The sequence below is a fragment of the Azonexus sp. genome, from assembly GCF_036170495.1.
Taxonomy (GTDB): domain Bacteria; phylum Pseudomonadota; class Gammaproteobacteria; order Burkholderiales; family Rhodocyclaceae; genus Azonexus.
Genome location: NZ_JAVHPH010000452.1, coordinates 1 through 1,640, shown reverse-complemented (window position 1 = coordinate 1,640; position 1,640 = coordinate 1). Strand labels below are relative to the sequence as shown.

2 protein-coding genes are annotated in these 1,640 nt (G+C 63.0%); both read left to right on the top strand.

What is annotated here, in order from left to right; translation table 11 throughout:
* Positions 1-752: electron transfer flavoprotein subunit beta/FixA family protein (locus tag ADADOO_RS16245; protein WP_511278552.1), on the top strand; the 752-nt coding region annotated here is incomplete at its 5' end.
* Positions 753-754: 2 nt separating this feature from the next.
* Positions 755-1,640, top strand: an 886-nt coding sequence (locus ADADOO_RS16240; protein ID WP_511278551.1) for an electron transfer flavoprotein subunit alpha/FixB family protein, incomplete at its 3' end; no start/stop codon positions are given.

Here is a 1,640-nt window from a genome sequence, read left to right as displayed (position 1 = left end):
TGAAGATTCTCGTCCCCGTCAAACGAGTTGTTGATTACAACGTCAAAGTCCGCGTCAAGGCCGATGGTTCTGGCGTCGACCTGGCCAACGTCAAGATGAGCATGAACCCCTTCGACGAAATCGCCATCGAAGAAGCCGTCCGCCTCAAGGAAGCCGGCATCGCCAGCGAAGTCATCGCCGTCAGCTGCGGCGTCGCCGCCTGCCAGGAAACCCTGCGCACCGCCATGGCCATCGGTGCCGACCGCGGCATCCTCGTCGACTGTGGCGATACGGAAATCCAGCCGCTGGCCGTCGCCAAGCTCTTGAAGGCCCTCTGCGACAAGGAAGCCCCGCAACTCGTCATCTGCGGCAAACAAGCCATCGACGACGACGCCAACCAGACCGGGCAAATGCTCGCCGCCCTGCAAGCCTGGCCACAAGCCACCTTCGCCTCCAAGGTTGTCATCGCTGATGGCAAAGCCACCGTCACCCGCGAAATCGACGGCGGCCTCGAAACCCTCGAGATCACACTCCCGGCTGTCGTCAGTACCGACCTGCGTCTCAACGAACCGCGTTACGCCACCCTGCCCAACATCATGAAAGCCAAGAAAAAGCCGCTCGACACCGTCAAGCCGGCTGACCTTGGCGTCGACATCACGCCGCGCCTGACCACGATCAAGGTTGTCGAACCGGCCAAGCGCAGCGCCGGCATCCGGGTTGCCGATGTGGCCGAACTCGTCAACAAACTCAAGAACGAAGCCAAGGTGATCTGATCATGACCATTCTCGTCATCGCCGAACACGACAACACCGCCCTCAAGGCCGCCACCCTCAACACCGTCGCCGCCGCCCAAAAGATTGGCGGCGACATCCACCTCCTCGTTGCTGGATCAGGCTGCAGTGCCGCCGCCCAGGAAGCCGCCACCCTCAACGGTGTCAGCCTGGTCAAAGTCGCCGACGCCGCCCACTACCAAAGCCAGACCGCCGAGAACCTCACCGCGCTGGTCATCGCCCACGCTGCGGGCTACAGCCACATCCTTGCCCCCGCCACCACCTTCGGCAAGAACCTCGCTCCGCGCATCGCCGCGCTCCTCGACGTCGCCCAGATCTCCGAAATCACCGGCGTTGAAAGCCCGGACACCTTTGTCCGCCCGATCTACGCCGGCAATGCCCTGGCCACGGTGCAGAGTGCCGATGCCGTCAAGGTCATCACCGTGCGCAGCACCGCCTTTGATACGGTCAACCGGGAAAATGCCGCGAAAATCGAAAGCGTCGCTGCGGCAAATGACACCGCCCAAAGCACCCTGACTCACCGCGAACTGACCAAGTCCGAGCGCCCCGAACTCGGTGCCGCCAAGATCATCGTCTCCGGTGGCCGTGGTCTGGGCAGTGGCGAGAACTACCACACCCTGCTCGAACCGCTCGCCGACAAGCTCGGCGCCGCCCTCGGTGCTTCCCGTGCCGCGGTCGATGCCGGCTTCGTCCCGAACGACTACCAGGTCGGCCAGACCGGCAAGATCGTTGCTCCGCAGCTTTACATCGCCGTCGGTATCTCGGGCGCCATCCAGCATCTGGCTGGCATGAAGGAGTCGAAAGTCATCGTCGCCATCAACAAGGACCCCGATGCGCCGATCTTTCAGGTGGCGGATTACGGGCTGGTTG